The sequence below is a fragment of the Methylobacterium sp. J-048 genome, from assembly GCF_022829515.1.
In the GTDB taxonomy this organism is placed as follows: domain Bacteria; phylum Pseudomonadota; class Alphaproteobacteria; order Rhizobiales; family Beijerinckiaceae; genus Methylobacterium.
The window spans coordinates 1-8,939 of the sequence record NZ_JAKSYL010000213.1 but is presented as its reverse complement, the minus strand read 5'-3'; the positions used below and the strand labels follow the sequence as shown (position 1 = coordinate 8,939).

Genomic DNA, 8,939 nt, shown 5'->3' with positions numbered 1-8,939 from the left:
CTGTCTGGACCGGGCCGGCTTGGTCGGCGCCGACGGGGCGACGCATGCCGGGGCGTTCGATCTGGCGTATCTGTGCTGCCTGCCGAACATGACCGTGATGGCGGCGTCCGACGAGGCCGAACTGGTGCACATGGTGGCGACGGCGCATGCCCATGACAGCGGCCCGATCGCGCTGCGCTACCCGCGCGGCGAGGGCGTCGGCGTCGAGCTGCCGGAGCGGGGCGAAGTGCTGGCGATCGGCAAGGGCCGGGTGGTCCGCCGGGACCCGGAGGCGCGGGTGGCGATCCTCAGCCTCGGCACGCGGCTGTCCGAGGCGCTGAAGGCGGCGGATGCGCTGTCGGAGCAGGGTGTGGCCGTGACGGTAGCGGATGCGCGCTTCGCCAAGCCTCTGGACGAGGCGCTGATCCTGGATCTGGCGCAGAGCCACGAGGTGCTGATCACCATCGAGGAGGGCTCGCGCGGCGGGTTCGGGGCGATGGTGCTGCACCTGTTGTCGGAGCAGGGCGCGCTGGACGCGGGCCGGGTGCGGGTCCGGACGCTGACGCTGCCGGACACCTACCAGGACCACGACAGCCCGGAGAAGATGTACGCCGAGGCCGGTCTCGACGCCGCCACCATCGTCAAGACCGCGCTCGCTACCCTGCCGGCCGCTTCCGGCCAGGTCGAGCAGGCGAGCAACGTCGTGAGCGTCCACCGCCGCCCGCGCTGATTTTTTGAACGCGACGACGGTCCAACCCAATTGCCTCATCCTGAGGCGGCGAAGCGCAGCGTAGCCCTCGAAGGAGCCCTCCAGCGGTCTCGCGATCCCTGGAGGGCTCCTTCGAGGCCCGCTGGCACGGGCTCCTCAGGATGAGGGGGGTTGATGGGAGGTTGCGGGGACCGACCGCCCCTACCCCAATGCCTCCGCCACGGCTTTCCCGCAGGCCTGCGTGTCGGCATTGCCGCCCAGGTCGCGCGTGCGCAGCGTCCGCTCGGACAGCACGCGCTCGATCCCGCTCACGATCTCCCGGGCGGCTTCGTGCTCGCCGAGATGCTCCAGCATCATCGCGCCCGACCAGATCTGGCCGATCGGGTTGGCGATGCCCTGGCCCGCGATGTCGGGGGCCGAGCCGTGGACCGGCTCGAACACCGAGGGGTGTACCCGCTCCGGGTTGATGTTGCCGGACGGCGCGATGCCGATCGTACCCGTGCAGGCGGGGCCCAGATCCGACAGGATGTCGCCGAACAGGTTCGAGGCGACCACCACGTCGAACCGGTCCGGGTTGAGCACGAAATGCGCGGTCAGGATGTCGATGTGGTACTGGTCCCACCGCACGTCCGGATAGCCTTCGGCCACGGCCTTCACGCGCTCGTCCCAGTACGGCATGGTGATCGAGATGCCGTTCGACTTCGTGGCCGAGGTCAGGTGCTTCTTCGGTCGGGTCTGGGCCAGATCGAAGGCGAATTTCAGGATCCGGTCGACCCCGTGGCGGGTCATGATCGTCTCCTGCAGGGCGAATTCCCGGTCGGTGCCGGCGAACATCCGGCCGCCGGCGTTCGAGTACTCGCCCTCGGTGTTCTCCCGGACCACCCAGAAGTCGATGTCGCCGGGCTTGCGGTCGGCGAGCGGGCACTTCACCCCGGGCATCAGACGCACCGGGCGCAGGTTGGCGTACTGGTCGAATTCCCGCCGGAACAGGATCAGCGAGCCCCACAGGGAGATATGATCGGGCACCCGCTCCGGCATGCCCACGGCGCCGAAATAGATCGCGTCGTGTTTTTCGATCTGCGGCTTCCAGTCCTCCGGCATCATCCGGCCGTGCTGCTCGTAATAGTCGCAGCTCGCGAAATCGAACCAGTCGAGCTGGAGCGCGAAGCCGTGCCGCTTGGCCGCCTGCTCGAGCACGCGCACGCCCTCGGGCACGACCTCCTTGCCGATGCCGTCGCCCGGGATCACCGCGATGCGGTAGCGGCGCTGGGAGCTGCTGTCTTGACCGGCCATGGATCCTCACGGGTGTCGCGTCACGGGCCGCCTGCCGGCCCTGGGTTGTCCGGTGCCAGGGTGTTGAACGCGCCCACGCGGTCAACACCCCTGACTGACAATCAAGTCGATTCGCCCGCCATGGCCCGGCGCTGACGGTCCAACTCCTCGCTGTAGCGCTTGAGCGTGTGGCTCTCCGTGAGGAGCCCCAGGACCTGGCGGCTCTCGGCGCTCTGGACCACCGCGAGCGCCTCGCTCTCGCTGCGGTCGAAGGTGGCGGCCGCGTCCTTGGCGTTCATCTCGGGCGTCAGGAACAGGTCGCTGTGGTGCAGGAGGTCGGCCAGCACCGGCGCCGCGCCGGCCTCGGCGTCCCGGGCGGCGGCATGCGCCTCGGGGACGTTGACGATCCCGGCATAGCGGCCCTGGTCATCCACGGCGATCACCCGGGAGGGCGAGCCGAGCGGATGGGCGCGCAGGAAGGTCGGCAGCGGCGTGTCCAAAGCCGCGGTGGGGACGTCCCGGCGCATCAGCCGGCCCACGGTCAGCGAGCGGATCCAGCCGACATCGTGCGGGCTGCGGATGCTCTCGCCGCGCAGGTGGAAGCGCCAGGTGGCGAAGGAATAGCCGAAGATTTTCCGGACGGTCAGCGAGGACGCGAGCACCGCCGCCAGCACGAGTCCGGTGATCGGCAGGCTGCCGGTGATCTCCAGCGCCAGGAACGTCATGGTCAGCGGGCCGCCGATGATCGCCACCGCGAGCGCGCTCATGCCGATCACCGCGTAGGCCAGGGGCGTGAGGCCGAAACCCGCCATCGCGGGCAGGAGATCCGGCGCCACGACAGCGAACAGCTTGCCGGCGATCGCCCCGAGGAACAGCGAGGCGAAGAACAGGCCGCCGCGGAACCCGGATCCGATCGAGATCGCCGTCGCCGTCGCCTTGGCGGCGAACAGCCCGGCCAGGACCGCGGCTCCGTGGCCCTGCCCCTCGGCGGCGAAGTGCATGTGCAGGGCGCCGTGGCCGCCCGAGAGCACCTGCGGCGTCGCGATGAGCGCCAGGGCTCCGACGCACAGCCCCCCGAAGGCGGGCCCGGCCGCCCGCGGCAGGCCGGAGGCCTGGACCAGCCGCTCGACCAGGGTGACGCCGCGCATGATCAGGATGCCGAGCAGCGCGCAGATCAGCCCGAGGGCGAGGCTCGGCAGGATCTCCAGGCTGGTGATGTGCGAGGTCGTGACCGCCTGCATGTTGCCGAGATCGACCAGCGGCTGCGTGTGGATCAGCGCCCGGGAGACGAGGTTGCCGCAGAGCGCCGCGACCACCACCGGCGCCAGGGTGGCGATCGTGTAGGTGCCGATGATCAGCTCGAACGCGTAGAACGCCCCGGCCAGCGGCGCCCCGAACCCCGCCGCGATGGCGCCGGCCGCCCCGCACCCGACCAGGGTCCGCAGGTCGCCCCGGCGCACCTCGAAGGCGATGCCCAGCCGCGAGGCGAGGCCGGAGGCGAGCTGCGTATAGCCGGCCTCCAACCCCACCGAGGCGCCAGAGCCGTTCGAGATCACGTTCTGGAGGGCGAGGTAGAGGCTGTCGCGCAGGGACATCCGGCCGCCATGCAGGGCGTTCGCCTCGATCGGGTCGATGGCCGGGCGCTTGCGCGGGCCGCGGACGTAGTTCGCCGCGACGATCAGCAGCCCGAGCAGCGCACCGCCGAGACAGGGACCGATCAGCAGGAGCGGCGGCGCCACGGCGTCGGCGGCGCTGAGCCGCGTTCCCGCCGGCAGGTGGTACAGCGCCTCGCGCAGGGCCTGCGTCACCCAGGTCATGGCCGAGACCGCCAGCCCGGCCACGCACCCCACCAGGGTCGCCAGCAGGACGAGACCGCCCTCGCTGCGCCGGACGAGGCTGCGCAGCCGCCCGGGCGCCAGGAGGATCCGGGAGCGGCTCCAGCGCCCGCGGGGGCGGTTGCCAGACCGCGCAGGTTTCCGGGCCGGCCGGGCAACCGCCCTCGTCTCGGAGGCCTGGACCGAATCCGGGGTCCCGGTCGCGGCCGGCGCCGGCTCTCGCGCGCTCACACTCGACCCCTACCCCCGATTCGCCCTGGCCGACCTACGGTTTCGTCGTCCCCTTATGGAGCGAATCCACCCTGCGTCCACCGACCCTGCATCAGCCTGCACGGATCGCCTTGAAAACTGCCGCGGCCCACGATACACCGCCCGCCAGTGCCGCCGTAGCTCAGTTGGTTAGAGCACCAGATTGTGGATCTGGGGGTCCCCCGTTCGAGCCGGGGCGGTGGTACCATTCATTCAACTCGACAGCGCAAGGGGTTGGCGGATCGCCGACCCCTTTTGCGTTTCCGGATCTCTTGAGCGGCACGAGCAGGCCCCACCCGCGGAACCGCAGACCACGGACTGGTGTCGGCAGAGCGGCGGCCGTGTGCCATCCTGCCGGGATACCGACGCCCCTCGACGGGCGTGGGGTCAACATCAGGGAGACCGCCCATGAAGCAGTACCGCATCGCCGCCATCCCGGGGGACGGGATCGGCAAGGAGGTCATCGCCGCCGGCATCGAAGTGCTCGACGCCCTCGCCGAGCGCGAGGGTGGCTTCCGCTTCGCCTTCGACCCGTTCGACTGGGGCTCGGACTACTACAAGGCTCACGGCGTGATGATGCCCGCGGATGGGCTGGCGCGGATCAAGGATCACGACGCGATCTTCTTCGGCGCGGTGGGCGCTCCGGACGTGCCCGACCACATCACCCTCTGGGGCCTGCGGCTCGCGATCTGCCAGCCCTTCGACCAATACGCCAACGTCCGGCCGACCCGGATCCTGCCCGGCATCACCAGCCCGCTGCGCCACGTCACCGGGCCGGAGCTCGACTGGGTGATCGTGCGCGAGAATTCGGAGGGCGAGTATGCCGGCGTCGGCGGCCGGGTGCACCAGGGCCATGCCAACGAGGTCGCCACCGACGTCTCGATGATGACCCGCTCCGGCGTCGAGCGCATCATCCGCTACGCGTTCGAGCTGGCGCGCACACGCCCGCGCAAGCTGCTCACGGTGGTCACCAAATCGAACGCCCAGCGCCACGCCATGGTAATGTGGGACGAGATCGCGGCCGAGGTCGCGGCCGACTTCCCGGACGTGAGCTGGGACAAGATGCTGGTCGACGCCATGACCATGCGCATGACCATGAAGCCCCAGACCCTCGACACGATCGTGGCGACCAACCTGCACGCCGACATCCTGTCGGATCTGGCGGCCGCCCTGGCCGGGTCGCTGGGCATCGCGCCCACCGCCAACATCAACCCCGAGCGCCGGTTTCCCTCGATGTTCGAGCCGATCCACGGCTCGGCTTTCGACATCACCGGCAAGGGCATCGCCAACCCGGTCGGCACCTTCTGGACCGCCTGCCAGATGCTGGAGCATCTGGGCGAAAAGCCCGCCGCCGACCGGCTGATGCGCGCGGTCGAGCGCGTCACCGCCGATCCCGCCCTGCACACGCCCGATCTCGGCGGCACGGCCACCACCCGCGCGGTCACGGAGGCGGTGATCGCGGCGATCCGCGGCGACAACGGCTGACGGCAGGCCGCCGGCTCGATCCGGAGTTCCCCCGGCGGGTCCTGGGCGTTAAGATCGGTCTCGATCGCGGCGGCGAGCCCGCACAAACAAGAAACTCCCGGGACCCGTCAGATGAGCATCCCCGAGCGGCGCGTCCGCACCCTGTTCGACGAGGCGGCGATCGCCAAGCGCAACACCGAGTTGGCGCAGGAGATCCTGTCGGCGAACCCGGAGGATCTTCTGGTCGTCGCAGTGCTCAAGGGCAGCTTCATGTTCGCCGCCGACCTGCTCCGGGCCCTGCACCGGGTCGGGCTCTCGCCGCAGGTGGAGTTCGTCCACCTGTCGAGCTACCGCACCGGCACGGTCTCCACCGGACAGGTCGAGATCCTGCGCGACGTGCAGAGCGAGGTGCGCGGGCGGGACGTGCTGCTGGTGGACGACATCCTCGAATCCGGCCGGACCGTGGTGTTCGCCAAGGACCTGCTCATGGCCCGGGGCGCCAAGCGGGTGCTCACCGCGGTGCTGCTGGAGAAGCCGGGCAAGCGCGCCGTGACGATCGACGCCGATTTCGTCGGCTTCACCTGCCCGGATGTGTTCGTTGTCGGCTACGGAATGGATGCGGCCCACGCCTTCCGCCAGTTGCCCTTCGTGGGTGTGGTCGATTTCGACAGCGGCGCCCCGGACCTGTTCGACGAGGCCTGACCCGCCCGCGATCCGGCGCGGCATTTTCGCCGCGGCGCCCAGCGATGCGATTGTTTTCCCGCCGCGTGACTTGACAGGGCAACGGTTCCGTTCGTGATCTGTTATCCATAAACAGGCCTGAAGTCTCATCCTGGCGGGACGCCCTCGGAATCAGGCCCGGGATCAGGAACGTTCACGGAACCCCATGGCGCGCATCCTCCTCGTGGATGACGAAGAGACCGTCCGCGGCTTCCTCAAGCGGGGGCTGGAGATCGACGGCCACGCCGTCGTGACCGCCAACGACGGCAGCGACGGGCTCGACCGGCTCAACGAGGCCGATGGTGGGTTCGACCTGATGCTGACCGACATCCGCATGCCGCTCATGGACGGCATCGCCCTGGCGCTCGCTGCCAAGCGCGACTTCCCGGACCTGACCATCCTGCTGATGACCGGCTTCGCCGACCAGCGGGAGCGCGCCCGCGGGCTCGACGCGATCGTCACCGACGTGCTGACCAAGCCGTTCTCCCTGGCGGATCTGCGCGCCACCGTGAGACGGGCGCTCGCCGCCTGACGCGACGTGTATTGGCGAACGGAAGATGGGTTCAGCAGCCTTTAAACATCCCTTTTAGGCGACGCTTCACGAAAGCGTGTCAGTTTATCCGGAGACTTTTGCTCCGGCCGGACACGACAGCGCGATGGACCGTCGAGACAGGGACGCCCCCGAGGCGGATTGGGACGACGACTGGGATGAGCCGCGGCGTCCCCGCAGGAGCCTGTTCGGGCGGATGATCGGGCTTGTGAAGCTCGCGGTCTTCGCACTGCCCGTGGCGATGTTCCTCTACGGCAGCTTCGCCGATTGCAGCGCGCGCCCCGCCGCTGCGGGCTGGCTTGGCCTCGTCGGCGCGGGCGCCTGCGCGCGCAGCGAGATGATCGGCAACGTCCTGTCGATGCAGGACAACTTCGCCCTCCTGAAACGGCTGATCGACTGAGGCGACCGGGCAAGAAGCCCGCCGTGTCCCGCTCCGCGCCGATCCTTGCGAGTTCCCGCCATGTCCAGCCGGCCCCGCCCGTCATCGTCCTCCGGCGCCGCCTCCGACGCGGTCGAGGAGGCCCAGTTCCACGCCCGCATGGCGCGGCTCGGCACCGAGCCGGAGAGCCGGCAGGGCCGCCGGCCGGGCCCGCGGAACCTCGGCCGGGGCGGCTTCCGCCTCGGCTGGAAGGGCTGGCTCGTCGTCGATGCCCTGGTCGTGCTGCTGGTCGTGGCGGCCGTCGTCGCCTGGCCCCCGATCCAGGCCTGCCGGCACCAGGACAAGACGGTCGGCTTCTACGCCGGCGACTCGGTCGACCGCTGCATCCGCCGCGGCATCGCCGAGCGCATCGACCGGGCGGACCAGCGCCTGAAGGCCCTGGTCCGCAACTCGGGGCGCTAGCGCCCCCGGGCGCCGGCCCGCGCATCCGACACCTCACATCATCGCCCGGCCCGGCTTGAGCGGCGGGACCGCGACTGATAGCAAGCGTGTCGCGGGCCGGTGTAGCACAGCGGTAGTGCAGCGGTTTTGTAAACCGAAGGTCGGGAGTTCGATCCTCTCCACCGGCACCAAGTCATCTTGATTTTATGTCGAAGATAGAGGAGCTTAAGGGCCTCTTAGGGTCGTCCCAGGTGTAACTCTGGGTGTACCCATGGCTCGGAAGTTCCTCGATCTGGGGTGGCTGGTGGTGACGACCCGCTACGTGCATGACTTCAAGGGCGATGGCTCGCTCTGGTATATCCGCCGCATCCCGAAGCACGCCCAGCCCCACCATGGCGGCAAGCCCCAGATCCGCAGGAGCCTCAAGACCCGTGACCCGAAGGTTGCGGCCGCGGCGGCTGCCAAGATGGCAAAGGCAGATGACATCCTCTGGGCCACGCTGAAGGGTGGAGAGGAGACAGGTGGTCCCACCTCGGATGTCCGTGAGGCAGCCAAGCTGCTTCTGGTGGCGCTCAACCTCACCCCTGGCATGTTGGGCCGTAAGCTTGAGATGTGGGAGGACCCAACCGAGACCTTGGATGGCTACTTCCAGCGGCGGTACGGGCAAGCCTACGTCGATGCACGCCACGGCCCTTACAGCGACCGGATGGACGTAGAAGACCTCTGGACTCCCGCAGAACGTGAGGCCGTTCGGCTCCTTAAGGAGGGCGAGACGATCCCTGAGCCACGCCTGAGTGATGCCCTAGAAATCTACCTCAAGCTTCATCCCAGGGGGCAGAAGCCCAAATTCAAGGCGGATGCGGAGCGAGTGTTTGCTCAAGTCTACACGACCGTTGGGGACCTCTCGTTAGCCGATTGTCGCAGAGACCACGCCCATAAGCTTGTGGAGGTGATGCAGTCGCGGGGCAACAATGATCGGCCCCCACAGGGTGGTCCAAGGTTAAAGTTAGTGCGCGGTAGGCCGCTCCACTATGGGTAGCTTGGCCGGCGGAGCTGGTCGGGCGAGCGCAGCCGGCCAAGCGGTGAAGGCTGGCATGAACACTTCTGGTGCCGGCGGCCGGTATCCTAGTGAGGCGTGCGGGTGTACGGTGTTGTTGTGACGTCTCCAGCTTTCGATCACGATCTGCGCCTCCTTGAGTGTGTAGAAGATATCACCGTTGAGCAGTTCGTCGCGAAGGCGCGCGTTGCAGCTTTCGACGTAGCCATTCTCTCACGGTGAGCCCGGAGTGCGGTAAGCCGCCTTTGCTCTGACGCCGGTGACCCAAGCTTGAACAGCCTTCG

9 protein-coding genes, 2 tRNA genes and 1 pseudogene are annotated in these 8,939 nt (G+C 68.9%); 9 read left to right on the top strand and 3 right to left on the bottom strand.

The genetic code is table 11. From position 1 onward, the window contains the following. Positions 1-709 (top strand): transketolase C-terminal domain-containing protein (locus MKL09_RS20900; RefSeq protein ID WP_279606028.1); only part of this gene is annotated, 709 nt, incomplete at its 5' end. 180 nt (positions 710-889) lie between these two features. On the opposite strand, the gene MKL09_RS20895 is transcribed toward MKL09_RS20900, so the two are convergent. Both MKL09_RS20895 and MKL09_RS20890 read right to left on the bottom strand, forming a co-directional pair. Then, positions 890-1,981: a tartrate dehydrogenase gene (locus MKL09_RS20895; RefSeq protein ID WP_244023319.1), complete on the bottom strand. Its 1,092-nt coding sequence runs from the start codon at positions 1,979-1,981 to the stop codon at positions 890-892. Positions 1,982-2,082: 101 nt separating this feature from the next. After that, entirely contained in the window at positions 2,083-4,026 is a 1,944-nt protein-coding gene (locus MKL09_RS20890) for a chloride channel protein (protein ID WP_244023317.1), read from the bottom strand. A gap of 149 nt (positions 4,027-4,175) precedes the next feature. Here MKL09_RS20890 and MKL09_RS20885 point away from each other — a divergent pair. From MKL09_RS20885 to MKL09_RS20850, 8 genes are all read left to right on the top strand, one after another. After that, positions 4,176-4,252, top strand: a tRNA-His gene (locus MKL09_RS20885). Between the two features lie 200 nt (positions 4,253-4,452). After that, complete coding sequence (locus tag MKL09_RS20880) at positions 4,453-5,529, top strand: tartrate dehydrogenase (protein WP_244023315.1); 1,077 nt, start codon at positions 4,453-4,455, stop codon at positions 5,527-5,529. Positions 5,530-5,640: 111 nt separating this feature from the next. Continuing rightward, the gene (gene hpt / locus MKL09_RS20875; protein WP_244023313.1) at positions 5,641-6,210 is read left to right on the top strand and encodes a hypoxanthine phosphoribosyltransferase; all 570 of its coding nucleotides are present in this window, start codon (positions 5,641-5,643) and stop codon (positions 6,208-6,210) included. Positions 6,211-6,394: 184 nt separating this feature from the next. After that, on the top strand, positions 6,395-6,760 hold the full coding sequence (locus MKL09_RS20870) for a response regulator (RefSeq protein WP_007567202.1): 366 nt from the start codon (positions 6,395-6,397) through the stop codon (positions 6,758-6,760). A 124-nt stretch (positions 6,761-6,884) separates the two neighbouring features. Beyond that, entirely contained in the window at positions 6,885-7,178 is a 294-nt protein-coding gene (locus MKL09_RS20865) for a hypothetical protein (RefSeq protein WP_244023311.1), read from the top strand. A 60-nt stretch (positions 7,179-7,238) separates the two neighbouring features. Next, on the top strand, positions 7,239-7,619 hold the full coding sequence (locus MKL09_RS20860; protein WP_244023309.1) for a hypothetical protein: 381 nt from the start codon (positions 7,239-7,241) through the stop codon (positions 7,617-7,619). 95 nt (positions 7,620-7,714) lie between these two features. Further along, positions 7,715-7,789: transfer RNA gene (locus MKL09_RS20855), tRNA-Thr, on the top strand. 80 nt (positions 7,790-7,869) lie between these two features. Further along, entirely contained in the window at positions 7,870-8,637 is a 768-nt protein-coding gene (locus MKL09_RS20850) for a DUF6538 domain-containing protein (protein WP_244023307.1), read from the top strand. On the opposite strand, the pseudogene MKL09_RS20845 reads toward MKL09_RS20850, so the two are convergent. Continuing rightward, positions 8,605-8,939: pseudogene (locus MKL09_RS20845) on the bottom strand (integrase core domain-containing protein); the annotation flags it as partial. The gene MKL09_RS20850 and the pseudogene MKL09_RS20845 sit on opposite strands and share 33 nt — an antisense overlap.